At 44.5% G+C, this 26,436-nt stretch carries 26 protein-coding genes; 9 read left to right on the plus strand and 17 right to left on the minus strand.

Annotated features, from left to right (window positions below; all coding sequences use genetic code 11):
• Positions 1-56: 56 nt before the first annotated feature.
• The 3 genes from IQP38_RS24155 to IQP38_RS24165 all read right to left on the minus strand — a co-directional run bounded on the left by IQP38_RS24155 (position 57) and on the right by IQP38_RS24165 (position 2,262).
• A complete protein-coding gene (locus IQP38_RS24155; protein ID WP_005380301.1) occupies positions 57-1,643 on the minus strand; it encodes an AbgT family transporter in 1,587 nt (528 codons plus the stop codon).
• A 229-nt stretch (positions 1,644-1,872) separates the two neighbouring features.
• Positions 1,873-1,998: a type B 50S ribosomal protein L36 gene (gene ykgO / locus IQP38_RS24160; RefSeq protein ID WP_005380299.1), complete on the minus strand. Its 126-nt coding sequence runs from the start codon at positions 1,996-1,998 to the stop codon at positions 1,873-1,875.
• Positions 1,999-2,001: 3 nt separating this feature from the next.
• On the minus strand, positions 2,002-2,262 hold the full coding sequence (locus IQP38_RS24165) for a type B 50S ribosomal protein L31 (protein ID WP_005380295.1): 261 nt from the start codon (positions 2,260-2,262) through the stop codon (positions 2,002-2,004).
• Positions 2,263-2,385: 123 nt separating this feature from the next.
• On the opposite strand from IQP38_RS24165, the gene tsaA reads away from it, so the two are divergent.
• The 5 genes from tsaA (at position 2,386) to IQP38_RS24190 (ending at position 6,263) form a co-directional block, all read left to right on the plus strand.
• Positions 2,386-3,081, plus strand: coding sequence for a tRNA (N6-threonylcarbamoyladenosine(37)-N6)-methyltransferase TrmO (gene tsaA, locus IQP38_RS24170; protein WP_025768239.1), 696 nt, complete (start codon positions 2,386-2,388; stop codon positions 3,079-3,081).
• Positions 3,082-3,192: 111 nt separating this feature from the next.
• A complete protein-coding gene (locus IQP38_RS24175) occupies positions 3,193-4,908 on the plus strand; it encodes a proline--tRNA ligase (protein WP_005380292.1) in 1,716 nt (571 codons plus the stop codon).
• A 177-nt stretch (positions 4,909-5,085) separates the two neighbouring features.
• Entirely contained in the window at positions 5,086-5,754 is a 669-nt protein-coding gene (locus IQP38_RS24180; protein WP_005380291.1) for a tellurite resistance TerB family protein, read from the plus strand.
• A gap of 111 nt (positions 5,755-5,865) precedes the next feature.
• Positions 5,866-6,072: a YaeP family protein gene (locus IQP38_RS24185; RefSeq protein WP_005391765.1), complete on the plus strand. Its 207-nt coding sequence runs from the start codon at positions 5,866-5,868 to the stop codon at positions 6,070-6,072.
• A complete protein-coding gene (locus IQP38_RS24190; RefSeq protein ID WP_005380289.1) occupies positions 6,072-6,263 on the plus strand; it encodes a DUF4250 domain-containing protein in 192 nt (63 codons plus the stop codon). The genes IQP38_RS24185 and IQP38_RS24190 overlap by 1 nt, the downstream gene beginning before the upstream one ends.
• Before the next feature lie 104 nt (positions 6,264-6,367).
• Here IQP38_RS24190 and IQP38_RS24195 read toward each other — a convergent pair whose 3' ends face one another.
• Positions 6,368-7,732 carry a sodium-dependent transporter gene (locus IQP38_RS24195; protein WP_005391763.1) on the minus strand — a complete coding sequence of 455 codons (1,365 nt, stop codon included), beginning with the start codon at positions 7,730-7,732 and terminating at the stop codon, positions 6,368-6,370.
• A gap of 378 nt (positions 7,733-8,110) precedes the next feature.
• Between IQP38_RS24195 and IQP38_RS24200 the strand changes: the two genes are divergently transcribed.
• On the plus strand, positions 8,111-10,657 hold the full coding sequence (locus IQP38_RS24200; protein WP_053304077.1) for an Ig-like domain-containing protein: 2,547 nt from the start codon (positions 8,111-8,113) through the stop codon (positions 10,655-10,657).
• Positions 10,658-10,747: 90 nt separating this feature from the next.
• Here IQP38_RS24200 and IQP38_RS24205 read toward each other — a convergent pair whose 3' ends face one another.
• Together IQP38_RS24205 and IQP38_RS24210 are read right to left on the minus strand one after the other, a co-directional pair.
• Positions 10,748-11,491, minus strand: coding sequence for a YggN family protein (locus tag IQP38_RS24205; RefSeq protein ID WP_005380283.1), 744 nt, complete (start codon positions 11,489-11,491; stop codon positions 10,748-10,750).
• A gap of 61 nt (positions 11,492-11,552) precedes the next feature.
• Positions 11,553-12,032: a GreA/GreB family elongation factor gene (locus tag IQP38_RS24210; protein ID WP_167415397.1), complete on the minus strand. Its 480-nt coding sequence runs from the start codon at positions 12,030-12,032 to the stop codon at positions 11,553-11,555.
• A gap of 76 nt (positions 12,033-12,108) precedes the next feature.
• On the opposite strand from IQP38_RS24210, the gene IQP38_RS24215 reads away from it, so the two are divergent.
• Positions 12,109-14,034 carry a RecQ family ATP-dependent DNA helicase gene (locus tag IQP38_RS24215; RefSeq protein WP_193838105.1) on the plus strand — a complete coding sequence of 642 codons (1,926 nt, stop codon included), beginning with the start codon at positions 12,109-12,111 and terminating at the stop codon, positions 14,032-14,034.
• On the opposite strand, the gene dinB is transcribed toward IQP38_RS24215, so the two are convergent.
• Both dinB and IQP38_RS24225 read right to left on the minus strand, forming a co-directional pair.
• Positions 14,031-15,095, minus strand: a complete 1,065-nt coding sequence (dinB, locus tag IQP38_RS24220) for a DNA polymerase IV (RefSeq protein WP_025998728.1) — start codon at positions 15,093-15,095, stop codon at positions 14,031-14,033. The two genes, IQP38_RS24215 and dinB, sit on opposite strands and share 4 nt — an antisense overlap.
• A gap of 76 nt (positions 15,096-15,171) precedes the next feature.
• The gene (locus IQP38_RS24225; RefSeq protein ID WP_005380277.1) at positions 15,172-15,405 is read right to left on the minus strand and encodes a DUF2789 domain-containing protein; all 234 of its coding nucleotides are present in this window, start codon (positions 15,403-15,405) and stop codon (positions 15,172-15,174) included.
• Between the two features lie 187 nt (positions 15,406-15,592).
• On the opposite strand from IQP38_RS24225, the gene IQP38_RS24230 reads away from it, so the two are divergent.
• Positions 15,593-16,810: a response regulator gene (locus IQP38_RS24230; RefSeq protein WP_193838106.1), complete on the plus strand. Its 1,218-nt coding sequence runs from the start codon at positions 15,593-15,595 to the stop codon at positions 16,808-16,810.
• Between the two features lie 158 nt (positions 16,811-16,968).
• On the opposite strand, the gene nqrM is transcribed toward IQP38_RS24230, so the two are convergent.
• The 9 genes from nqrM to bolA form a co-directional block, all read right to left on the minus strand.
• A complete protein-coding gene (gene nqrM, locus IQP38_RS24235; RefSeq protein WP_193838107.1) occupies positions 16,969-17,202 on the minus strand; it encodes a (Na+)-NQR maturation NqrM in 234 nt (77 codons plus the stop codon).
• Between the two features lie 22 nt (positions 17,203-17,224).
• A complete protein-coding gene (locus IQP38_RS24240) occupies positions 17,225-18,229 on the minus strand; it encodes an FAD:protein FMN transferase (RefSeq protein ID WP_193838108.1) in 1,005 nt (334 codons plus the stop codon).
• Between the two features lie 157 nt (positions 18,230-18,386).
• Positions 18,387-19,610, minus strand: a complete 1,224-nt coding sequence (nqrF, locus tag IQP38_RS24245; RefSeq protein ID WP_005380271.1) for an NADH:ubiquinone reductase (Na(+)-transporting) subunit F — start codon at positions 19,608-19,610, stop codon at positions 18,387-18,389.
• 33 nt (positions 19,611-19,643) lie between these two features.
• Positions 19,644-20,240 carry an NADH:ubiquinone reductase (Na(+)-transporting) subunit E gene (gene nqrE, locus IQP38_RS24250; RefSeq protein WP_005380270.1) on the minus strand — a complete coding sequence of 199 codons (597 nt, stop codon included), beginning with the start codon at positions 20,238-20,240 and terminating at the stop codon, positions 19,644-19,646.
• 7 nt (positions 20,241-20,247) lie between these two features.
• On the minus strand, positions 20,248-20,880 hold the full coding sequence (locus tag IQP38_RS24255) for an NADH:ubiquinone reductase (Na(+)-transporting) subunit D (protein WP_005380269.1): 633 nt from the start codon (positions 20,878-20,880) through the stop codon (positions 20,248-20,250).
• Positions 20,880-21,650, minus strand: coding sequence for a Na(+)-translocating NADH-quinone reductase subunit C (locus IQP38_RS24260; protein ID WP_005380267.1), 771 nt, complete (start codon positions 21,648-21,650; stop codon positions 20,880-20,882). The genes IQP38_RS24255 and IQP38_RS24260 overlap by 1 nt, the downstream gene beginning before the upstream one ends.
• A complete protein-coding gene (locus IQP38_RS24265; protein ID WP_005380265.1) occupies positions 21,640-22,884 on the minus strand; it encodes an NADH:ubiquinone reductase (Na(+)-transporting) subunit B in 1,245 nt (414 codons plus the stop codon). The genes IQP38_RS24260 and IQP38_RS24265 overlap by 11 nt, the downstream gene beginning before the upstream one ends.
• 5 nt (positions 22,885-22,889) lie before the next feature.
• On the minus strand, positions 22,890-24,230 hold the full coding sequence (locus tag IQP38_RS24270) for a Na(+)-translocating NADH-quinone reductase subunit A (RefSeq protein ID WP_005380264.1): 1,341 nt from the start codon (positions 24,228-24,230) through the stop codon (positions 22,890-22,892).
• A 473-nt stretch (positions 24,231-24,703) separates the two neighbouring features.
• Positions 24,704-25,012 (minus strand): transcriptional regulator BolA, encoded by a 309-nt coding sequence (bolA, locus tag IQP38_RS24275; protein ID WP_005380262.1) that lies wholly within the window; start codon positions 25,010-25,012, stop codon positions 24,704-24,706.
• Between the two features lie 243 nt (positions 25,013-25,255).
• Between bolA and IQP38_RS24280 the strand changes: the two genes are divergently transcribed.
• Positions 25,256-26,410: a methyltransferase gene (locus IQP38_RS24280; protein ID WP_005391754.1), complete on the plus strand. Its 1,155-nt coding sequence runs from the start codon at positions 25,256-25,258 to the stop codon at positions 26,408-26,410.
• The last annotated feature ends 26 nt before the right edge of the window (positions 26,411-26,436 follow it).

A 26,436-nucleotide genomic window follows, 5' to 3' on the forward strand; every position in this document is an offset into this window, starting at 1 on the left:
AAAGCCTGCGACGTTCGCAGGCTTTTTATAATGGAGCTGTGTGAGGTAACCGTTTTCTACGGTGTGTAGTATGTTGCTGCGCCAGGGCCTACTGGTAAACCAAATACGAATACCCATAGGTAGAACAGCACACTCCAACCTACAATGAAGCAGATTGAGTAAGGTAGCATGGTCGCGATCAGCGTACCGATACCTAAGTTCTTCATGTAACGAGTCGCTACGGCAAGAATCAAACCAAAGTAGCTCATCATTGGAGTAATGATGTTTGTCGTCGAGTCACCAATTCGGTAAGCAGCCTGAATCGTTTCCGGTGCATAACCAACAAGCATCAACATAGGAACAAAAATCGGAGCCGTTACTGCCCACTGTGCCGATGCCGAACCAATCATTAGGTTGATAAATCCACACATCAGGATGAAGGCAAAGAACAACATTGGGCCAGTTAAGCCAATTTCTTGCAGGAAGCTAGCGCCAGCAACCGCGAATACCTGACCGAAGTTAGTCCATTTAAAGAAAGCAACGAACTGAGCCGCAAAGAAAACTAATACAATGTACATGCCCATAGAAGACATAGATTTCGCCATTGCATCAATTACATCGCGATCCGTCTTCATCGTGCCAACAACTTTACCAAACACAAAGCCTGGAATAGCAAAGAACACAAAGATGAATGCCACGATACTTTTCAGGAATGGTGAACCTGCAATTGTACCTGCATCAGAACGTAGAATGCCGTCTTCTGGAACAACCGTCCAAGCAAGCAGCGCTGAAACAACCAGTACAGCAACACCTGCTAGTTTTAGGCCTTTCTTCTCAATGTCTGTTAAGCCACCCATTTTGTCGTTCGACAAATCTTCTGAGGCTTCTTCTTCACTGTATTTGCCAAGCTTTGGCTCAACAATTTTTTCAGTAACAAACGCACCTGTGATTGCAATGAAGAATGTCGACACAAACATGAAGTACCAGTTAACTTCTGGACCAACAGTGTAAGTTGGGTCAATCATTTGCGCCGCCGTTTCAGTAATGCCTGACAACAGCGGGTCAACCGTACCAATAAGTAGGTTTGCTGAGTAACCACCAGATACACCAGCGAACGCCGCAGCAAGACCGGCAAGTGGATGACGACCTAAAGAATGGAACAGCATTGCAGCCAGTGGAATAAGTACCACATAGCCAAGCTCTGATGCCGTATTTGAAATGATACCCGCGAAAACGACCGTCACTGTTACCATGCGTTGAGATGCACCCATTACTAAGCCACGCATTGCTGCAGATAGCAAGCCTGAGTATTCAGCAATAGCAACACCCAACATCGCAACCAATACCGTACCCAAAGGTGCAAAGCCGACAAAGTTTTTCACTAGATTGGTAACGATTAGTTCAAGGCCATCAGCGTTAAGCAAGCTAACGACATGAATCATGCCATCCGCGGCACGACCTTTTGCACCCTCAGGACGAGGATCAACTACGGAAACTTCGAAGTATCCTGCAATACCCGACATCACCAGAATGGCTAAACAGAAAATGGCAAATAGTGTGATCGGGTGGGGTAATAAGTTCCCCAAATATTCGACAGTATCCAAAAAGCGCGTAAACAGCGGCTTCTTAGGCGAGTTTTGTTTAATTGAATCAGATGAACTCATCTGTTCCCTCCTTGTTTTTATTCCTATGCAAATGTGACAAAAATGTCAAAAAGCGTGCGAAGGGTACTTGAGTAGAAGGTCAAATAAAAGCCCTAAATGTTACAAACTGTGACAAACAGAGGCATTTATAACCAACATTGAATAAAAATGTAGATATTTCATCCATGTAAGATAATTAACTCAACATTATCAATTAAACAAAACCATAAGTTAGATATATGCAGGTTGATTACTTTTGCACAGCTTTGAATCTCGGGTTCGTTTTACAAATGACATAAAGACGCCCTCTCCGTTTTACAATCTGGCAATCCGGATGACGACTTTTTGCACTTTTTAATGATTTTACTACCTTCATGATTTATTCCTTTTCGCTCTTAAATTGACCAAAACGACGGTTGAAGTTCGCAATGCGACCTTCGGTTTGTACAACGCGCTGTTTACCGGTGTAGTACGGGTGAGAAGCTGACGACACATCTAACGTAAAGTAAGGGTAAGTTTTGCCATCTTTCCATTCTATGGTTCTCTCCGTTTTCAACGTAGAACCAACGACAAAGTACTTATCTACACTGGTGTCGTGGAACACCACAGGACGATATTCAGGGTGGATTCCTGGTTTCATAATACTTTTCCTTTTAATTGAATTGTTATGTTATAACATTTTAATTAATAATCATTATCAACAAGAAAAGCAAGAGAAATTTGTGATACTTTTCATCTCAATGAATTCTTAAAGATGTCCACCATGTATTCCATCGAACCCATCGGCGTCATTGAGACACCGTACAAAGAAAAGTTTGCAGTTCCGCGCCAACCACGCTTAGTACCAGAGGCTAAAGCACGCGTAAAACTGTTAGGTGCAGCAAATAGCCCTGAAGCAGTGCGTGGGCTAGAACAGTTCTCTCACGTTTGGTTGTTGTTTCTATTTGATCAGAATCTGGAAGCTGGTTGGAAACCAACTGTACGTCCGCCACGATTAGGCGGCAATGAACGAATTGGTGTCTTTGCCTCGCGCTCGACTTTCCGTCCAAACGGAATCGGAATGTCAGCCGTTGAAGTGAAAGGAGTCACTAAGCAAGGCGATCAAATCTATCTTGATTTAGGCAGTGTAGATCTCGTGGATGGGACACCGATTGTGGATATTAAGCCTTATATTCCCTATTCGGATTCTATTTCGGAAGCACAAGGCGGATACGCAGACCAAGAACCAGAAAAGTCACAAGTCACCTTTTCTGCTCAAGCATTAGCAACGATAGAAAATCGACCCGATACTGACTATGTAAGATCAGTCATTGAACAAGTTCTGGCACAAGATCCTCGCCCTGCATATAAGAAAAACAAGCCGGACGACAAAGAATATGCGGTAAATTTGTTCGACTTGAACGTAAAGTTCACAGCAACAAGCAACTTAATAACGGTTACCGCTATTGAAAGCTTTTGACAAACGCAATTGGCTGATATTATAGACGGCTAACAAATTTCCCTTTAGGGAACTCCCATACTCCTGCTTATTCAAGCTTGAGTATCTAACTTAAATAAACGGATAAATTTAATGCGTACCAGTAATTATCTTCTTTCTACTCTGAAGGAGACTCCAAACGACGCAGAAGTAGTGAGCCACCAGCTCATGCTACGTGCAGGTATGATCCGTAAGCTGGCTTCAGGTTTATACACCTGGCTACCTACTGGTCTACGTGTACTGCGTAAAGTCGAAAACATCGTTCGTCAAGAAATCGACAATGCAGGCGCAGTCGAAACTTTGATGCCCGTTGTTCAGCCGTTTGAACTATGGGAAGAGACAGGCCGCAGCGAAAAGATGGGTCCTGAGCTACTTCGCTTTACTGACCGTCATGTTCGTCCGTTTGTACTTAGCCCAACCGCTGAAGAAGTGATCACTAGCCTTGTTCGCAATGAAGTGAGCTCTTACAAACAGCTTCCGCTAAACCTGTACCAAATCCAAACCAAATTCCGTGACGAACGTCGTCCACGCTTCGGTGTAATGCGTTCACGTGAATTCTCAATGATGGATGCGTACAGCTTTGACATTGATAAAGACGGCCTACAAAAGTCATACGACGCAATGCACGATGCTTACTGTAAAGCATTCGATCGCATGGGTCTGGATTACCGTCCTGTACTTGCAGATAGCGGTGCTATCGGTGGTAGCGGCTCTCAAGAGTTCCACGTACTGGCTGAAAGCGGCGAGGATATCATCGCATTTTCTAGCGAGTCAGATTACGCGGCAAACATTGAAAAAGCAGAAGCACTAGCTCCAGCCTCTGAGGCTGCGGCACCAACACAAGAAATGACGTTGGTTGATACGCCAAACGCGAAAACAATCGCTGAATTGGTTGAGCAGTTCGAACTACCAATTGAAAAAACAGTGAAAACACTGTTTGTGAAAGCATCTGACGAAGTTGATGCGCCAATCATCGCGCTTATTATTCGTGGTGATCATGAACTGAACGAAGTGAAAGCAGAAAACCTTCCTCAGGTTGCAGCTCCACTGGAAATGGCATCTGAAGAAGAAATTCGTGCGCTTATCGGTGCAGGCCCAGGTTCACTTGGCCCTGTTGGCCTTAAACTGCCGTTCATTGTTGACCGCAGCGTTGCGGTAATGAGCGACTTCGGTGCGGGCGCGAACATCGATGGCAAACACTACTTCGGTATTAACTGGGGTCGTGATGTAGAGCTTGGCCAAGTTGAAGACCTACGTAACGTTGTGGAAGGTGACCCAAGCCCATGTGGCAAGGGCATTATCCAGCTTAAGCGTGGTATCGAAGTTGGCCATATCTTCCAACTAGGTAACGCTTACTCCGCAGCGATGAACTGTGGTGTACTGGGTCCTGATGGTAAGAACGTCATCCTAGAAATGGGTTGTTACGGTATCGGTATCACTCGCGTAGTAGCGGCTGCTATTGAACAAAACCACGACAAATACGGCATCATCTGGCCAGATGCAATCGCACCATTCCAGGTAGCGATCGTTCCAATGAACATGCACAAGTCAGAAGAAGTGAAAGAAGCCGCTGAGAAATTGTACGCTGAGCTAACAGCAATGGGCATCGAAGTGCTATTTGACGACCGTAAAGAACGCCCAGGCGTAATGTTCTCTGACATGGAGCTTATTGGTGTACCGCATACCATTATTATCGGTGACCGCTCAATGAAAGAAGGCAACTTCGAATACAAGAACCGTGCTACTGGTGAGAAAACAGCAGTCGCAATGACTGACATTGTTGAGCACGTAAAAGCTCAACTAAAGTAAGCACTAGACGAGTTCGCACTTGAAGTAGTTTCAAATAGTTAAAAAGGGTTGGCTTCGGTCAGCCCTTTTTATTACAGCTCAACGCCCCCCTCCACCTTTTTCGAACTATTCACTTTGTTAATCTTTGGTTCAGCTTCTTGCTATTAAACTGATTTCATCATCTAAAGGAGGTCAGTTATGGATTTAAAAAGTCTTCTAAACCAAGCACTCAAATCAGATTTACTTAAGCAAGGTGCAGATGCATTGGGCAAACAAACCAACAACATCAAATCCTCATCAAATTCAAGTAGCCTAAAAACGCTAGGAGCAGGTGCTGTAGGCGGAGGCCTCATCGGTATGTTGATGGGCTCAAAGAAAAGTAAAAAAATGACTAAAAAAATAGGGTCAAGCGCATTAAAAGTCGGTGGCGCAGCTGCGCTTGGAGCCTTGGCCTACAAAGTGTATAACGACTGGCAAGCCAAGCAATCCGGTCAAGGTGTTCAAGAAACCTTTGACCCCGATGACAGTAAACACAGTGTCTTAATTTTAAAAGCAATGATTGGAGCTGCAAAAGCTGATGGTCACGTTGATGAAGAGGAAATGGCTCGCATTGAACAAGCTCTCGCGGATATGGGCGCAGATGAGCACGTTCGTCACCTCGTTCAGCAAGAGTTAAACAAACCGCTTGATCCTGCTGAAATTGCTAATCAGGCGACCTCTCCTCAACAAGCGTCAGAAATTTACCTAGCGTCTTTGATCGTCGCTGATGAACAAAACTTTATGGAAAAAGCGTATCTGCAAGAACTAGCAAAACAACTTCAACTTTCACCAGAAGTCACTCAGCAGTTAGAAGCACAAATGCAGTGATTAAATCTCGCTCAAGCAAACCTTCAACTTGAGCCAAAACAACTCTGTACTTTGAGTTTCAAATCCGCTGTGTGTATATTGAGATAAGTTATCATTTAGTGGAAAGAAAACATGCAAGTATACGGCTGTTGTGAACTGGTTCGTGAGCTTTATGCTCAGATTGGTAGTGGCGATCAAGCTTATATTCCCCAAGCAATTTCATGTGCAGTTAAAGCACTGAACGATGTTGCAGCGGATGAGTCCCTGCCTAAAGAAGTGCGTGAAAAAGCGGCATTTGCTGCGGCAAACCTACTGATTTCAGATTTTGAGGATAAGTAATGAATCTAGCGAACTTTGAATCCATGGATCCTGTCATGCTGATGAGCATTGTGAATATGAAGCTACGCGACGACTTCGGTGGTGACTTAGATAAACTGGTGGCTTTCTTCGATATCGAACGCACAGCACTGGAGACAAAACTGGCTTCTGCTGGTTTTGACTTTCTTCCAGAAGCAGGACAATTCCGTTAATCCACACCATGCTTGGCGGATAACCGAAACGAGAATAACCAATATGAAAAAGGGCTTGATGAGTTACCATCAAGCCCTTTTCTTTTATTCGATAGGCGTCTCGGTTAGCCAAATGAAGCCCAGATGACTGTCGCCACAAGAATTGGACATACAAACTTCACATACGCAGGCCATAACTTACCAAACCAACCTTGCGTAAACTCCGGGCAACCTTGCTCAAGCTCTTTGATTTTTGAGTTGCGATTCCATACCCAACCACCAAATAAGCAGAATAAGAGCGCAGCGGTTGGTTGTAGATACTGAGTAGCAACCGTCGCGACCATACCAAACAGAGCGCCAAAGTTATAAACAATCACCACACTGAACAAGGCAATGAGACCACCTAAAACCCAGCTCGTTGCGCTGCGCTTAGTATTGAAGCGCTCACTCACTAAAGCCACTGGACACTCTAACATTGAAATGGAGGACGTTAGCGCCGCAATCGTCAGCAATAAGAAGAACACAATAGAGAACAATTGACCAAGCAAACCTAAGCTATCAAACATCAATGGCAATACGGTAAATACCAACGTATCAGAGCTTAATAGAGAGCCATCTTCTGCATAGATCTGAACGCCTTTTTGCATTGCCACAAACATCGCTGGCATCACCACTAATCCTGCAATGAAAGCAACGGCAGTATCTACCATGGTCACGTTCATCGCCATCTTTGGTAGGTTCTCTTTCTTACTCAAGTAAGAGCCATAAATCAGCATTGAACAGCCACCGATCGTAAGCGAGAAGAAGCCCTGCCCCATTGCAGCAAGAATCAACTTGCGGTCCCATACCTTTTCAAAATCCGGCACTAGGTAATGTTTCAGACCTTCCATCGCACCGTTTTGCGTCATGATGTAAGCAAATAGCAGAGCAAACAAAACAAACAATGCTGGCATCAAACGTGTGGACCACTTCTCAATACCTTGTTTTACGCCACCTTGTACGATGAGAATCGTCAGTACATAAAAAGTAATGGTTCCGAACAAGTTACGTTCAACACTAAAGCCCTTTAGCCATTGAGTTGCAGCTTCTAACCCCATTAGATCTGTGATTGCACCCAGTAAAAAGCAGATCAACCAACCACCAACAATTGAATAAAACGCTAAGACAGCGCTTGGTACGCTTAAACCAATCCAACCCACAATGCCGCCGAGCTTTTTACCGGCAGGGTTATCTGTGATTGCACGCATACTGTCTACAGGGTTGGCTTGACCATGGCGACCAATCGCCATTTCAACCACCAGCATCGGAAATGCGACGATAAGAATCATCACCAAATAAACTAACAGGAAAGCACCGCCACCATTACTGGCTGCTTGAGTTGGGAAGCCCCAAATATTGCCAAGGCCAACTGCGGCACCTGCGGCAGCTAAGATGAACCCGAGACGAGAGCCAAAATGCTCGCGAGGCTGAGAAGAGGTTTGCTGTGTCATACTACTCACACAAAAATATCATTGAACTAGCTAACTAGTACACTATAGCAATATTCACTATTCAACAAGAGCACCTCGGTTAAATCCTCGACAGTTGAAACAATTTGTAGTCATTCAGCTTGTAAATTTTAACGTACATCTCATATTCATCGCTCAAAAGCCTCGCGACTGTTGTTCGTTTTACGTGGCTGAATTTTACCAATCCTTCTGCCGTGAAGTGAGCCGAAAAATAATGAGCTCTGGTGTAAGGGACGAACTGTTCCTCGTGATACTGTGTCGAAAAGCAGAATATTGTGCTTCGCTTTTTCCCCCTAATGTCTATTTATCAGCTAGTTATTACTCTGTTCTCATTTATACCCATGATTCAAGGAGAGGAAAATGAAGGTCACCCTACTTCACGGAGCGATGGTTGTAGCACTCAGCGCCAGCTACCAAGCTCAAGCCTATAACTGTCAAAGTTTACCCGACTGGGACAGCACTGCGACTTATACATCGGGCGCTTTAGTAAAAACGCAAGGAGCCGCTTATGAGGCTGCATATTGGACGCAAGGCAATGATCCCGTGACCAACTCAGGATCTTGGGAAGCATGGAAAGCGTTAGGGCAATGTGATGGTGGAAGCAACAATTTATCACCAACGGTGTCGTTCTCCTCTCCAATAAACAACGCACAAATTCCCGAAGGCAGTGCGATCACTTTGTTAGCCAACGCAACTGACGAAGATGGCCAAATCACACAAATTGAGTTTGTTGCAGGCAACCAAACCGTTGCTGTGGTAACTCAAGCACCATTCGAAGCTTCTTGGACAGCTATTGAAGGGATCTCGCAATTGACCGCAATTGCGACAGATAATGAGGGAGCTGTTAGCACCACGACGATTTCTATCCAAGTTCAACCACAAGTCGAATTACCGCCACCAAGCATTTCATTGACAAGCCCAGTAGGCACAGAAGTGCTTAATGTAGGCGATAACCTAACCGTAGCCGCTCAAGCTGACGATATTGATGGTGTGGTCACACAAGTTGAGTTCTTCGTAAACAATCAATCTGTCGCCATTGATACTAGCGCACCTTACGAATATCAATGGACCGCTAGTCCAGGTACATACTCGTTCAAAGCACAAGCGACTGATGATACAAACCTCGCAACGATGAGCCAAGAAGTAGCGCTGGTTATTAGTAATTCAGAAACCGGAACGGGCGGATGTGCAGATGCAGTACCTTATGTGGCAGGCACAAGTTATCAAGCTGGCGACCTGATTTCTCACTTCAACCAAAAATATCGTTGTGATGTTGCTGGTTGGTGCTCCTCGGATGCGACATGGGCTTACGAGCCTGGTGAAGGGCTATACTGGCAAGATGCTTGGAGTGGCCTAGGTGCTTGTTCGACACCACCGCAAGTTACCATTACGGCACCAACGGATGGACAAGTCGTGCTCGCTGGCAGCAATAACGAAATCACGGCAAACGCAAGCGATGCTGATGGCACAGTCACGCAAGTTGAGTTTTTTGCGAACAACACCAGCTTAGGGGTCACCACTCAAGCGCCATATTCCGTTACTTGGAACGCCACACTTATTGGCGCTAACCAGCTTAAAGCCGTCGCAACCGATAATGATAACAACACGTCAGAGTCCCTGGTTGGTGTGGAAGTCAGCGATAAAGATTTGGTCGTCTCTCTGACTTCACCAAGCAGCGGTCAAACCGTCGGATTAGGCAAAAGTCTCGCATTAAGCGCCGATGCAACGTCTTTAACTTCAGGCATTAAACACGTTGATTTCATGATCAACGGCTCTATTGTTGCAACCGATACCACAGCACCTTACACAGCCAACTGGACACCAACTGCACTTGGTAACTTTACAGTTAGCGCCCAAGCTGTGGATTTGTCAGGAAGCAATGCACTGTCTGACGCCGCAGCAATAACGGTGGTTGAGCAAGTAGAGAAACGCCATAAACTCATCGGTTACTGGCACAATTTTGTAAATGGTGCGGGCTGTCCAATTCGTCTAGCAGATATGGCAGATGCTTGGGATGTGATTGATATTGCCTTTGCTGAAAATGATCGCAACAGTGATGGCACTGTGCACTTTAATCTATATTCAGGCGATATTTACAGCGATTGTCCAGCACTCGATCCAACACAATTCAAGCAGGACATGGCAGCGCTTCAAGCTAAAGGTAAGAAGTTTGTTCTCTCTCTTGGCGGCGCAGAAGGCACGATTACGCTGAATACCGACCAAGATGAAGCCAACTTTGTCTCTAGCCTAACAGGTCTTATCGCTGAGTGGGGCTTTGATGGTCTAGATGTGGATTTAGAGAGTGGTTCTAACTTAGTTCATGGCTCGCAAATTCAAGCTCGCCTTGGTCGTGCTTTGCTTCAAATAGAGCAAAACATGGGTGGAGATATGTACCTAACCATGGCGCCTGAGCACCCTTATGTTCAAGGCGGCTATGTGGCTTACAGCGGTATTTGGGGAGCTTACATTCCTGTGATAAACGAGACACGCAGCACGCTCGACTTGCTTCACGTCCAGTTATATAACAACGGCGGTTTGCCAAACCCATACCTGCCAGGCAGTGCACCAGAAGGCTCTGTGGATATGATGGTAGCGCAATCTAAAATGCTTATCGAAGGTTTTGAGTTGGCCGACGGCACTCAATTTGCACCATTGCGCGATGATCAAGTCGCAATCGGTTTACCTTCAGGTCCTAGCTCGGCAAATTCAGGGCAGGCTCCAACACAGAATATTATCAACGCACTAGATTGTTTAACCAAAGGCACTTCATGTGGCACCGTTAAACCAGCGTACCATTACCCGAATTATGCAGGAGTAATGACATGGTCTATCAACTGGGATCAGCATGATGGCTTTAACTTCTCAAAACCTGTCGGCGATAAACTCACCGAGATGAATGCGCAATAAGCTATCAAAGAATAAGCGAGTAAAACGCAAAGAGAGCACAATAGTGCTCTCTTTCTTTATCTCATCGAGTTTTTGCTTTTTAATGAGTAATTAAATCGTAAATACTCGGTAATCTTTTAGCTCAGGGATTTTCTTCAACAGATCGTTTTCTTGCCCTGCCATGTCATCCAGCGAATCGCACAAGTCTTCTGCTTGTTGTTCTACCTCTTTCGAATGCTCGGCTAAACGCTCTTCTACTTTCGCGCTGAGTTCAGCCATACTCTCTGATAATGCAGTGAGGTTTATCCCTCCCTCTTCCTTCATTTTTTTCGATAAAGCATCCAACGAACTGGCTAAAAACTCTTTATTGAAGATCTCTTGTGCTTTTGCAAAGTCTTCAGTCCACCCTTGTGTCATAGACTCAAAACTCTCCGCAGGCAGGATGAAATCACCATCTTTGTAGTAACGTGATTCAACATCAGCGAAAAAGTCCTTTACTGCGACTTTTACATTATCAAACGCACCAGGTGCATCGAGGCTTTCCGCAACATCATCAATAATATCATTCGCAAGCGCTAAACCATCACTCGCCAATTGCTTTGCTTGTGGAATATACGCGTTCATTTTTTCGCGATAGTCTTCAATTGCCGCTTTTTGGTCGGCATTGAGTTCAATTAGCTCACCTTTGATGAAGAGGTTGTTATCCTCATCCACGACAGCTTTATCACCTGTCGTTTGGCGAATTTCCAAGCTTTGCCCATCCATACGGACTTCATTATTGATGTCCACACGACACTGCGCTGCATAACCAGTAGCACTGACCATCAGCAATGAGAGTGTAAAAAGCTTTTTCATGTCATTCTCTTTTATTTAACATTACTCGTGTTAAACATAACACTGAGTGATACATGAGATGTCAGCAAATCGTCACGACTTCGTAACAATTTGTTTTATCTCCTATTTTTACGTCAACCTCATCACCTTCTTCTTTTCCGAACAACGCTCGACCAAGAGGAGATTTTGCTGTTAAGACAAAGACTTCCTGAGCCTGATATTGAACAGTCAAACCACCAGAGCAAGGGCCTACAAAGAAGTGCTTTTCGATCAAATTCTCATCTGCGAGAACAACGTAAGCACCAACACCAACAGGCGCATTCTTAAAGTCACGAGTCACTAAAGAACGATATTGACGCAATTCCTCTTCACTATCTTGGATCCGCATGGCTTGTCCATGAGCAAGATACGCGGCTTCAAGTGCCAATGTATCGTACTTATGCTCGGGAACAGTTTCTTCATCTGTCGCGGCATCGATAGCTCGCTGAGCCGATGCATGGGCAACTTGAAGTTTTTCTTCCAGATGTTGGATGATAATTTGGACTAAGTCAGCTTTGTTCATACTTTTAGGACGCGCGTTTAGTATTCGTGGTGTGTTAATGTAGCCAAGTTTACCATCAAAGAAAGGTTTCCCTATTATGCAAAGTGACTCGCTGCATCAAACACTTCAATCTGTATTTGGTTTTGACTCATTACGCCAAGGTCAGCAACCCGTTATTGAAGCCGTTATGAATGGTTACTCTGCTGCGGCAATCTTTCCTACAGGCTCGGGGAAGTCACTCTGTTATCAACTACCTGCAACCATATTACCCAACCTTACGTTGGTGATCTCTCCGTTGTTGGCGTTAATGAAGGATCAACTGAGCTTTTTACAAAGTAAAGGAATCGCTGCCGCTTCTATCGATAGCAGTCAAAGTAGAGAAGAAGCACAAAAGGTCATGGCTGGCGTGAAGAATGGACAAATCAAAATCTTGATGATTTCTGTTGAGCGGCTAAAAAACGAGCGTTTTCGTGAATTCATTCGCCAAGTACCGATTTCTTTGATGGTCATTGATGAAGCGCACTGTATTTCCGAATGGGGGCATAACTTTCGTCCAGATTATCTCAAACTACCGCAATATCAACGTGAACTGAACATCCCACAGTCTTTACTTCTCACCGCAACGGCAACGCCTGCAGTTATTGAAGACATGCAAAAAAAGTTCGATATTGCCAGTGAACATATTACCGTTACAGGCTTCTACCGCCCCAATCTGGATATATCGGTGATCCCGTGTGAGGAAACAAAGAAACAAGAACAGCTCAGTGAGATCATCGCCTCTTCACCTAAGCTTCCGACCATCGTATACGTGACGCAGCAGCAAACAGCAGAACGAGTAGCAAAGTCATTAATCCATATTGGCATTAACGCTCACGCATACCACGCTGGCATGAAAAGCGACGTTCGTGAACGAATCCAACAGCAGTTCATGGATGGCCAAATTGACTGTATTGTTGCAACGATTGCATTTGGTATGGGGGTCGATAAATCTGATATTCGCCGCGTCATTCACTTCGACTTACCCAAATCAATCGAGAACTACGCACAAGAGATTGGACGTGCAGGCAGGGACGGGCAACGCTCGGAGTGCATTCTGCTAGGCAATACGTCCGGCTTAACGGTGTTGGAGAACTTTGTCTATGGTGACACACCAGAATTTACGTCAATTAACTATGTAGTCGAGCAAGCGAAAGAACATGCTCCACAATGGGAGGTAGTGCCACTGCGTTTGTCGCGTGAAAGTAATATCCGCCAATTGCCACTCAAAACCTTGTTGGTTTATTTGGAGCTACATAACGTCATTGAAGCAAAGTACAGTTACTTTGCGGAATATCGGTTTAAGTTTTTGCACGATCAGCAATTTATTGTGAATCAATTTCAAGGCGAGCGACGTCAATTTGTGGAGGCCATTTTTTCCTGCTCACAAAAAGCCAAAGTGTGGTGCCAAGTTGATCTAGAAGCGCTATGGCTGAACTATCAATCGGAACGCAGCCGAGTTGTCGCAGCGCTCGACTATTTTCACCAGAACGGCTGGATAGAACTAGAGAGCAAACAACTGACGGACGTGTACTCAGTTATGCCAACCAAACAGAGCTCGGATGTTTTAATCCAACAACTGTATGAACTGTTCCAATCCAAAGAAAGCAAAGATATCGAAAGAATCCACACCATGCTGCACTTGTTCCAGTCCGAGCACTGTTTGAGCTCACAATTGGCGAACTACTTTGCGGATCACGATGCACCAAAGCAATGTGGTCACTGCTCCGTGTGTCGTGGTCACGTCGCCACATTCACAGCACCAGAACCTGAAGATATTGAACAATCTCAAGTATCGATATGGGCGCAGGAGTTTATTCAGCTTTCCCCATCGGCCATCAGTAATGATGCCGTTGCTCGCTTCTTGTGCGGAATCAGCACTCCTTTGATTAGCCAGCTAAAAGCCTCAAAGCTAGCAGGTTATGGTGCAATGGCAAACGTAAGTTTTGAGCAGGTATTAACGCAGGTAGAAACGGTAAGGGCCTAAAAAAAGCTCAATTGACGCGCTTGGTCTTCGGGCTTGAGCATCACGTTTAAGCCTAAAAGGCGAATTTCCCGTCCATTTTGGCGTTTAAGAATATCTCTTAGCAAGATCTTGAAGTCCTCAAGCTCTAATTGCGGATGGATGTGCTCAATTGTTGTCAGTTGAAAATCGGCAAATTTGACTTTAATACCTTGTTTAATAATCGACTTATCTGGGCTTGCACGCTCTAAACGTTTCTCGAGTTCAGGATAAAGTTTCTCCTCAATCACTTGCCAACATTCACCATAGGTTGCGATGTTCTGGCTGAATGTCCTTTCCACACCGACGGACTTTCTCTCGCGCTCAACAACGACTTCTCGATTATCAATTCCATGGCTTCGCTGCCATAAGGAGGCACCCTGACGACCAAACTGCCTCAACAACTCTCGATAGTCACTGTTTTTAATGTCCTCACATCGATAAAAACCGGCCTGGTGGAGCTTCTCAAGACTCACCTTCCCCACGCCAGGAATATTCTCTAACGGAAGACTATCGATAACCTCTTGGACTTTCTCTGGCGGAATCACAAACTGACCGTTGGGCTTGTTCATGTCTGACGCGACCTTGGCAAGAAACTTAATCGGAGCAATGCCCGCCGATGCCGTCAACCCAAGTTCACTCCAGATATCACGGCGAATTGACTCTGCGATCAACGTTGCGGAGCCACGGCAAGCTGTCGAGTCCGTGACATCGAGGTATGCTTCATCCAATGAGAGAGGTTCAATGATAGGCGTATAACGCTCAAAAATAGCACGAATCTGCTGAGAGACTTGCTTATATACATGCATTCTACCGGGCACAACCAACAAATGAGGACAGAGTTGCAGCGCGCGCGCCGTTGACATTGCACTGCGAACACCATATTTACGCGCATCATAATTACAGGTGCTAATCACTCCACGCTGCTTTTCATGTCCGCCAACAGCGAGTGCAATGCCACGGTAACTGGGGTTATCTCTCATCTCTACGGCAGCATAAAAACAATCCATATCGACATGAATAATTTTTCTAATTCGATCTGACATAGCCATCAAAGCACTGTTCAAAAAAACAGTATAAATCAAATCTACCTGAAGAGAAATGGGCGTGTTTAAGCGAACGTCAATCTCGAAGCATTACGTCCAATTGATCGACCAATTCGGCCCAATCTGCATCTTCTTCGATGGCTTGTTTTAGAAAGTTCGCCTGTGACATCGTCCAAAAGCTAGCTTCATGTAAAGGCGCAGAATCTCTTTTGTGTCGATGTTGATTAATAAAATCTTTCATTTCTTGAGGAGAGCTACCGAGGCCCAGTTGTTGAAATAGCTCAGCCATACCATGTTGATGCATTTCCATACTACTTTCTCCCTACGTTAGCTAAACATAATTATATAACTAAGACAGGAATAATGATGTGATGTTAACGGATGCGTGTCAAACATTTGGGTAGTTGTTCTACTTTTGGTTGACATGTGTTTTTTGATGGCGATAAGTTTAATTTTAGTTATCATTGATTTTAAACAATTAATTTTGGGGACTGCGCTTGAGTAATAAGATTCTGGTTGTTGAAGATAGTCGTGCGTTTAAAAACTTTCTTTGCCAAACAATAAGCCAAGCTGGTTATGAGGTCATCGCAGCAGAAAGCTACGCGGAGGCAAAGAACTTGTTATCTTCAGCACAGGACCTCTTCTGTGCGGTTTTAGACTATTGTTTACCGGATGCTCAAGATGGCGAGATTATTGACCTCGTTTTGGAACATGGTCATCGTGTCATTGTTTTAACGGCTCGATTTCAAGAAGACACTCGCGAAAAGATGCTCGCAAAAGGTGTCCTCGACTATATTTTGAAAGACAGCATGGCGTCCGTTTCCTATCTATTACCACTCCTCAAGCGACTAACCAACAATCAACAACACAAATGTTTAGTCGTTGATGATTCACACACCGTAAGAAGACACATTGCCCAACTTTTGGAGCATCAATATATTCAAACGTTGGAAGCTGACAATGGGCAAAAAGCCCTAGAGCTTGTCGAGCAAAATCCAGATATCACTCTCATTTTAACCGACCATGACATGCCCGTTAAAGATGGCATTACGATGGTGCGTGAATTACGTCGGAAGTGGGATAAAAATCAATTAGCCATTCTCGGCTTGTCGGGTAGTAACTCTAAGACAATGACGGCTAGGTTTCTAAAAGCAGGGGCCAATGACTTTTTATACAAGCCATTTAATCAAGAAGAATTTTTTTGCCGTATTCACCAACTGTTAGATATCAAAGACGCAACATCTGAACTGTTTAAAATGGCCAATCAAGATGCGCTAACGGGCTTATGGAACCGCCGCTTTCTGTTTGAGCAACCCCATGTAGAAAACGCTCAAAGAAACATCGCGATGCTTGATATCGATTTCTTTAAGCAAGTAAATGATACACACGGACATGAGGGTGGCGATGCTGTGTTAGTCATGATAGCGAATATTCTAAAAATCTATTTTCCAAATGATATTGTCGCTAGGCTGGGTGGCGAGGAGTTTTGTATTCAAGCCAGTGGCGACTATGACAGCTTTCTAACACGCTTAGAGCAAATGCGACAGCGCATAGAAAAAACGCCAATAACTTATTTGGACAAAAACATTCTTGTGACCGCGAGTATTGGTGTAAGCAACATCGAGGGGGAGCTGGAACAACAAATAAAAGTGGCGGATGAGCGACTTTACATGGCCAAAGAGAACGGACGTAACCAAATCATTTCTTCGTCCTAATGACTATCGGTGTGGTCTTGCTCTGTAACATGAGAGAAAGAAACAACAAAACACGGTATTGGGCTCTTTCTCGGACATTTGAGTTTTGGCTAGCCGCCTAAAAATAAAGCTCAGCAGATCGCTGAGCTTTATCACTTTCTTAGTACGATTAACCAATACTAAGCAATTCTATCTTTTTCCCACGCCGCCAATTTCTCAGCACGCGCAGCCTCGCGCGCTTCACGTCTTTTACGCGCATCGCAGGGTTCTGGACAATTACACACTTTTTCGATGCCAACTGCCCCTAAGCCACCACAGCTACCTTTCACGACTTTCTTTTGGAAAATGTATCCGACAGCCATTGCAGTGATTACCGCGACAAACACAGCAAAGGTAATTAGAAATGTATTCATAAAAACATGCTCACTTCTGTTGTTATTTCTTCATGAATGGCTTGTATGCTTCCGAAGCCAACTCTTTAAAACCATCTTCCGTTTTCACAATCATGAAAACAGGAATATTATTTTCGTTCGCAATTGCCATGCCTTTGTCTTCACCTAGCACCATAAGACCAGTTGCAAGACCATCAGCAGTCATCGACGATTTATCTAATACCGTTACAGACACCACTTTATGATGAATTGGTTTGCCTGTTCGTGGATTAATAATATGAGAGTATCTCACACCATTACTCTCAAAGTAATTACGATAGTCACCACTTGTTGCAATTGCCATGTCGCCTGGTTCAATAATTTCTTGAATTGAACGTTCATCAACGGTCGGTTTTTCAATTGCGATACGCCAAGGCACACCTTCACGATTGACACCTTTGAGACGCATTTCACCGCCAACTTCGACCATAAAGTTCTGTACCCCTTCAGATTGAAGGTAGTCAGCAACCACGTCAACCCCCCAACCTTTCGCAATCGTCGATAGGTCGACGTACAAGTTAGGAAGATCTTTGGACAGTTTATTACCATCAACAGATAGGTGGTGAATACCGGTATTTGCTTTGCGAGCAGCGAGTTCTTCATCGGTTGGAACTACATCTGGACGAGCTTCTGGACCAAACCCCCACAGATTAACTAGAGGGCCGACCGTCACATCCAACGCGCCTAAAGTAAGACCGTTAAGACGAATTGCTTCTTTCACTACCGTTGCTGTTTGTGTCGAAACTGTAAATGGCTCGCTCGTTTGATGCTGGTTAAAACGACTTAACTCTGAGTCGTCACGATAGGTCGACATTTGGTCATTAACCTCTTCCAATAAGCGATCAATTTCTGTCTGCATCGCTTTTGGCGTTGGAATACCATCTTGCTCGATATACTTGATGTTGTAAGAAGTCCCCATGGTAGGGCCACTTAAATGAATTTGATCTGCTGGCTGCTCACAGCCAGCCAAAATCAATAGAGAAGCGAATGCAACAAGCCACTTTTTCACTTGTTAACTCCCAATGTTGTTGAATTGATATGGGAAATAGGACCAATCCTTTCAATCCGATTACCTATATCAACTGTTGAATATCAGTTTTATGTCTATAAAAAATAATGGCTAGCTCTCTTGGAGAGCTAGCCATAGATTCAATCACTTGGAGGAATTAACCACCGAAGTCATCTAGTAGGATGTTTTCATCCTCTACACCTAGATCTTTTAGCATGCCGATTACAGCAGCGTTCATCATAGGTGGACCACACATGTAGTATTCACAGTCTTCTGGCGCTTCGTGATCACGTAGGTAGTTCTCGTAAAGAACGTTGTGAATAAAGCCAGTGTAACCATCCCAGTTATCTTCTGGAAGTGGATCAGACAGTGCACAGTGCCATACGAAGTTGTCATTCTCAGCTTGTAGCATATCGAAGTCTTCTACGTAGAACATTTCACGCTTAGAACGTGCGCCGTACCAGAAAGACATCTTACGCTTAGAGTGCAGACGCTTAAGTTGGTCGAAGATGTGTGAGCGCATTGGAGCCATACCAGCACCACCACCAACGAATACCATTTCTGCATCTGTATCTTTCGCAAAGAACTCACCAAATGGACCAGAAATAGTACACTTGTCGCCTTCTTTTAGAGACCAGATGTATGAAGACATGATGCCTGGTGGTACGTCTGGGTTGTTCGGCGGCGGAGTTGCGATACGAACGTTAAGCATGATGATACCGTGCTCTTCTGGGTAGTTAGCCATAGAGTATGCACGAATGGTCTCTTCATTAACTTTAGACTCGTAACGGAAAAGGTTGAACTTCTCCCAGTCTTCACGGTATTCCTCAGGAATATCGTAGTCTGCGTATTTCACGTGGTGAGCAGGAGCTTCAATCTGGATGTAACCACCAGCACGGAAAGGTACTGATTCGCCATCTGGAATTTGCAGCTTAAGCTCTTTGATGAATGTCGCTTTGTTATCGTTAGAGATAACAGTACATTCCCACTTCTTAACGCCGAAGATCTCTTCAGGAAGCTCGATATCCATGTCAGTTTTCATTGCAACCTGACACGCTAGACGCTCACCTTCACGCGCTTCACCTTTAGTAATATGGTCAAGCTCGGTTGGTAGGATGTCGCCACCACCTGATTTAACTTTTACGCGACACTGACCACATGAGCCACCGCCACCACAAGCAGAAGATACGAATACGCCAGCACCTGCTAGAGCACTCAGTAGCTTACCACCTGGTTGTGTAACGATCGCCAGAGAAGGGTCATCGTTCACAGAAATTGTAATGTCACCTGTTGGTACAAGCTTAGACTTAGCGAAAAGAATCACTAGTACTAGTGCAAGTACGATCAGAGTAAACATCACTACACCAAGAATAATGTCCATTGACTATTCCTTAATTGTTGCGGTTTACCCGACTTACAGTTGAACACCAGAGAAAGACATAAAGCCTAACGCCATAAGACCTACAGTGATAAATGTGATACCAAGACCACGTAGACCTGGAGGTACGTCAGAGTACTTCATCTTCTCACGGATACCTGCAAGAGCAACGATTGCTAGCATCCAGCCCACACCAGAGCCGAAACCGTAAACGATCGATTCAGCAAAGTTGTAGTCACGTTGTACCATGAAAGATACACCACCGAAGATTGCACAGTTTACTGTGATCAGCGGTAGGAAGATGCCTAGCGCGTTGTACAAAGGTGGGAAGAAACGGTCTAGGACCATCTCTAGAATCTGTACAAGTGCTGCAATTACACCGATAAAGGTGATGAAGTTTAGGAAGCTAAGGTCCACGCCCTCAACTAACGCGTTCTCTCTCAGAACTAGGTTGTATACCAGGTTATTCACAGGAACAGCGATAGTCAGTACTACCACAACTGCAACACCTAGGCCGAAAGAGGTCTTAACCTTCTTAGATACGGCAAGGAAAGTACACATACCTAGGAAGAAAGACAGAGCCATGTTTTCGATGAAAATCGATTTAACTAACAGACTAATGTAATGTTCCATGACGTCCTTACTCCTTCGCTTCTACTTGTTCTGGTTTCAGAATACGGATTACCCAGATAAGGAAGCCGATTAGGAAGAATGCTGATGGTGCTAGTAGCATTAGGCCGTTAGGCTGGTACCAACCACCGTTGCTCACTAGAGGTAGAACTTCTAGACCAAATAGTTTGCCTGAGCCAAATAGCTCACGGAAGAAACCTACAGTGATAAGAACGAAGCCGTAACCTAGACCATTACCAATACCGTCAATAAGAGATGGTACTGGCGCAGACTTCATTGCGAATGCTTCAGCACGACCCATTACGATACAGTTAGTGATAATCAGACCAACGAATACAGATAGCTGTTTAGAGATATCGTATAGGTAAGCTTTTAGCACTTGGTCTACCACGATTACTAACGATGCGATGATTGCCATCTGAACGATGATACGCACACTGTTAGGAATGTGGTTACGGATCAATGAAACAGAGAAGTTAGACAACGCAGTTACAAATGTTACCGCTAGTGTCATTACAAAAGCTGTTTCTAGTTTAGTTGTTACTGCAAGAGCAGAACATACACCAAGAACTTGTAGCGCGATTGGGTTGTTATCCAATACTGGCGCTAGAATGCTCTTTTTAACGTTTTGTGCACTAGACATTAGTTAAGTTCTCCGTCACGAACTTTTGCTAGGAAAGGACCAAAGCCCATATCACCTAACCAGAAGTCAAATGTGTGTTGAACACCATTACTAGTGAGCGTCGCTCCTGATAAGCCATCAACACCGTGCTCAGAACCTTGCGGTGCGCCGCCTTTCACGACCTTAATCGCTGGCTGGTGATCTTCATTGTACAATTTCTTGCCAATGAATTGATCGCGCCATGAAGGGTTCTCTACTTCACCACCAAGTCCAGGAGTTTCACCTTGCTCGTAGTAAGTAATAGCAGACACAGTGTTACCATCAGTTTCAACGGCTACAAAGGCATACATCATCGACCATAGTCCTTTACCGTGCATAGGCAGGATAACTTTTTGGACTTCATCTTGATCTTTTACAAGGTACACCACTGCTGTATTCGCGCGACGACGGATATCAGCTACGTCTTCTTCTGGTGTCAATGCGATTGAACGTTCTGCATCTTTTGATGCTTCACGTTGATCGTACGTAGATGCATTACCCTCAGTAAAGTTACCTGTTTCAAGGTCTACTAGACGAGGTTCGATGTACTCAGCAAATAGCTCTGGTACTTTCTTACCGTTTGCGTCAATGCCTGCAACTTCAACGATCTTTGATTGCTTATCTAGGACAGCGTTAGCTTTTTGCTTATCACGCAGACCTACTGCTGCTGTTGATACGATGATTGAACAAACAAGGCTCAACCCGATAACAACACCCAGCGTCTTTTTAATGCTGTCGTTATTACTTGCCATAGCGTGCTAGTCTCCGCTTGATGTTCTTCTCAATCACTACATGGTCGAACAGAGGTGCGAATAGGTTCGCGAATAGAATCGCCAGCATCATACCTTCTGGGTACGCTGGGTTAACTACACGGATCATCACACACATTGCACCAATCAGGATGCCGTACCACCATTTACCTTTGCTAGTAAATGACGCTGATACTGGGTCCGTTGCCATGAAGAACATACCGAATGCAAAACCACCTAGAACTAGGTGCCAGTGCCATGGCATATTAAACATTGGATTAGTGTCAGAACCGATCACGTTAAACAGAGTCGATACTGCGATCATACCGATCATCACACCCGCAATGATGCGCCATGAAGCGATTCGCATGTAAACGATCATCGCTGCACCGATCATTAGAGCTAGAGTCGATACTTCACCAATAGAGCCAGGGATGTTACCGATGAACGCGTCCATCCAAGTGATAGGAGCGCCAGTTACTGTGTTAACTAGAGCACCGTTACCACCTTGAGCCCATTGGCTAAGAGCAGTTGCACCAGAGAAGCCGTCAGCTGCAGTCCATACTACGTCACCCGAAATTTGTGCTGGGTAAGCGAAGAATAGAAATGCACGACCTGCAAGTGCAGGGTTAAGGAAGTTACGACCTGTACCACCGAAGATCTCTTTTGCTACAACAACACCAAATGTGATACCTAGTGCCGCTTGCCATAGAGGTAGCGTTGGTGGAACGATAAGTGCGAATAAGATAGAAGTTACAAAGAAACCTTCGTTAACTTCGTGTTTACGCACCATACAGAACAACACTTCCCAGAAGCCACCAACAATAAATACTGTTGCGTAGATTGGCAGGAAGTAAGTCGCACCTAGTAGCATCTTACTGCCAACACCCGCTTCCGCACCGATAGTGCCGCCAAGCATTTCTGTTAGCCAGTAGTGCCAGTTACCTGCGATAACTGTCGCTAGTTGGTCACCAGCGTACATGTGGTTAAGTGCTGCAATAGCTTGGCCACCTGCGTTGTACATACCCCAGAACATTGCTGGGAATACCGCAAACCAAACCATGATCATGATACGTTTTAGGTCAACGCTATCACGAACGTGCGAGCTTTTATTTGTTACAATACCTGGGGTGTAAAAAACTGTTGCTACAGCTTCGTACAGGGCAAACCATTTTTCGTGTTTGCCACCAGGCTCAAAATGATGCTCGATGTCTTCAAGAAACTTTTTAAGAGCCATGAAAATTACCCTTCCTTCTCGATAGTATCTAGGCATTCACGAAGTAACGTACCGTACTCGTACTTACCTGGACATACAAAGGTACACAATGCTAGATCTTCTTCATCCAGTTCAAGCGCACCCAGTGCTTGAGCACTGTCTGTGTCGCCGGCACATAGATCACGAAGCAGCAAAGTAGGCTCCATATCTAGAGGCATTACGCGTTCGTAGTTGCCAATTGGAACCATTGAACGATCACTACCATTGGTCGTCGTTGTCATATTGAACAACTGACCTTTGAATACGTGACCAAGGAAAGAGCGAGTTACCGAGAACTTATTCTTACCAGGCATTGCCCAGCCAAATAGTTCTTTTTCACGGCCTTCACGTAATACAGAAACCTGTTGATGGTAACGGCCAAGGTATGCGTGTGGACCAGTTGCATGTGTACCTGTTAGTACTGAACCAGAGATCACACGAACTTCGCCAGGCATCAGCTCGTTATCTGTTAGGTCATCTAAGCTTGCACCCATTACGGTACGAACTAGACGAGGGTTATTCACAACTGGGCCAGCTAGAGACACAACACGATCTGTGCATAGCTCACCAGTTAGGAACAGCTTACCGAACGCGATAACGTCTTGGTAGTTGATGCTCCATGCCACATTCTCTGCATTTACTGGGTATAGGAAATGCATGTGGGTGCCAGCAAGACCTGCTGGGTGAGGGCCATCGAAGACGTGTTCTTCTACGTTAGACTGTGAAGAACGTGGCAAGCTAGTGCCAGATTTACATACGTAAACCTTGCCTTCTGTCAGGGCTGAAAGAATGTCTAGACCAGCAATGAATGCTTCTTGTTGCTCATTAATGATCAACTCAGGCTTAGCTGCTAGTGGATTAGTATCCATTGCAGTTACGAAAATAGCCTTAGTAGAAGACTCGATTGCAGGAACCTTGCTAAACGGACGAGTACGTAAAGCGGTCCATAAGCCAGAGTCAACCAACTGAGTCTTGATCACTTCACGATCTAGACCTGAAAGTTGAGCGGCTTCGAACTTATCAAATGTCACCTGCTCTTCACCTGCCACTTCAATCACTACAGATTGAAGGACACGTTTAGCGCCACGGTTAACTTCGATCACTTTACCGGCTGCTGGTGCAGTAAATTTCACGCCTGGGTTCTTTTTATCTTCAAAAAGAACTTGCGCTTTTTTCACTTCATCACCAACGCGGACATGCATGGTAGGTCGCATGCCAACGTACTCTTCGCCAAGCAAGGCGACTTTTTTGATGGTCTTACCATCATTAATCACCTGGGATGGAGTTCCTGCGATAGGAAGATCCAAGCCCTTCTTTATTGTAATCATACGCACTTGCACTACTTTTATCGGGAAAAAGATTCTTTTGATTGCGTAACTTTTAGACACGACATCAGTGTCCGGTTTTGATGTTGTTTTAAACATCAAAATCGCAACATCCTATTAAAAATCTCGTCACAAGGAATACGCGAGATTTATCAGGTGCCGTAGTCTAGCATTTTTTAGGAACTTGATGCCATGATCAATCATTAGAATAGAGGGGTTATTTCGGTAGAATCAGGTCTAAAAGGTCAAAGAATAGTCATAACTTTGACCCATCGCACAAATGCCATATTCCATACATATCTTATGGAAAAGTGATATTCATCGCCTGAAATATTCTGCAATTTCCATTCATTTGTTGAAACACTGTTAACACATTTTTTAACCAGAATTTGTGCCACGTTAACGTCCCTAAAGAATGTAAAACGAAAAAAGATGGCCTTAAGCCACCTTTCTCTGCACCTTTATATCTTGCGTTTTTAGTGACCACCACCCATACACATCGGGCTATCAGGGGCGCCATCTTGTTCACGCTTCCACTCTTCATCAGTATATGTATGAATAGCTAATGCATGAATGTGGTTGTCCAGTTCATCTGCCAAAATTTGATGAACTTGACGATGGCGCCCAATCAAACGCTGTCCCGCGAACGAATCACTCACAACAATCACTTTGAAATGACTCTCTGAGCCTGGTGGCACATTATGCATGTAGCTCTCATTAATGACTTTGAGATAGCTGGGTTGCAGCTCACTGTGTAGTTTCTTCTCTATGATTTCTTGGATCATATTCGTTCCTCATTGATGCGAATTCCATAAGTATATACCTAAGTAAAGCAGACATGCATCACTCAAACGTCACTCTCATTATTGACGCACTTTGTAGACATATTGTCTCAAGGCGCTCGACTCCATGAGCATGCCTAGAGAGCAGCCATCACTGAACTCGTAAAATTTGACAGCTTTTTGTATCTCGACACGTCATCATTTGCGACAATAACACTTAATTTCTAAATCAACTTACATTTAGCTATGAAAACCGAACTGAACCTTCACGAGCGAAGCTTAACACTTCATCGTTTCCCAAAACGTAGTAACGAAACGCTACAAGCGTGGGATGCCGGTGATGAGTATCTTATTAATCATGTTGAAGAGCTTGCTTTGCCAGACAATCAAAACATCCTCGTGATTAATGACAGCTTTGGTGCCCTCTCCTGCTGGTTTTCGGAAAAACACCATGTAACGCTAATGAGTGATTCATTCATCTCACATAAAGGTGCACAGCAAAATCTCGAGCAAAACCAGTGCAATAAAGTAGCGTTTGCCACCACGATGGACCTCGTTCCTGCCAATATTGATCTCGTCTTGCTGCAACTGCCCAAAAGTAACCGCCATCTAGTGTGGATACTAAGCCAATTAAGAAAGGCGCTACCGGCTTCCTGCCCCGTCATTGCAGTCAATAAAGCGAAAGACATTCATACTTCGACGCTAAAACTGTTTGAAAAATACTTAGGCGAAACAAAAACATCTTTGGCCTGGAAAAAGCACAGATTGGTGTTTTCTCAAGCAACAGTTGAGCCTCCGATTGAAGTAATGCCTTTCACGACTTGGCGCGTTGATGGCGAAGATATCGAACTCAAGAACATGCCAAATGTCTATTCAGGAGAAAGTTTAGATTTAGGTGCACGCTTTATGCTGCAGCACCTGCCTCAAGACCCTTCGATAGACAATGTCATCGACCTCGGCTGCGGCAATGGTGTTCTGTCTGTTAAATTTGGTCAGTTGAATCCAAATGCTCGGCTAACATGTGTTGATGAAAGTTTTATGGCGCTTGAATCAGCAAAACAGAACCTACGCGACAACCTTGGTGAAAATAGAGACATACAGTGCATAGCGAACAATTGCTTGGACGGTTTTAAACACAGCAGCAGCTCTATGGTTATGTGTAATCCACCGTTTCATCAACAACAGGCAATCACCGATCATATTGCTTGGCAAATGTTCTGCGATGCTAAACAAGTATTAAGTGGAAATGGCCGTTTACTGGTTATCGGAAATCGTCACCTCGGGTACGACGCAAAACTCAAACGTCTGTTTGGCGATAAAAATGTGAAACTTATCGCTTCCAACAATAAGTTTGTGATTTTACAGGCTACAAAAAATCCTGCTAAATTAAGCGCAAAATAAGCTTTAGCAAAATAGTTAAAAGGAAT

The sequence above is a fragment of the Vibrio sp. OPT41 genome (assembly GCF_015163595.1).
GTDB lineage: Bacteria > Pseudomonadota > Gammaproteobacteria > Enterobacterales > Vibrionaceae > Vibrio > Vibrio alginolyticus.